At 57.7% G+C, this 267-nt stretch carries 1 pseudogene; it reads left to right on the top strand.

Annotated features, from left to right (window positions below):
• Positions 1 to 183, top strand: a pseudogene (locus tag FQ664_RS27985) (integrase); the annotation flags it as partial.
• Positions 184 to 267 lie beyond the last annotated feature (84 nt).

The following is a 267-nucleotide window of genomic DNA, read 5'->3' on the forward strand; positions in this document are numbered from 1 at the left end:
GGCTTGGAAGGAGACTTCGGAGCACACAGTCTGCGGTCAGGGTTTGTGACGGAGGCTGGCAGGCAAGGGGTGCCTTTGCCTGCCGTAATGGCAATGACAGAGCATCGTTCGGTGGCAAGCGTGATCGGCTACTTCCAGGCGGGAGCTGCAGAGGACAATCCAGCGACGCGCCTACTGAAGTAGCGGGGTTTGTACTACCATCACTTGATAGATCCAAAGGACAGCGGCGAAACTGCACCGTTGCGCGGTCAGCGCCTCATATAATTG

Origin of the sequence: Pseudomonas persica (assembly GCF_900291015.1) — a bacterium.
GTDB lineage: Bacteria > Pseudomonadota > Gammaproteobacteria > Pseudomonadales > Pseudomonadaceae > Aquipseudomonas.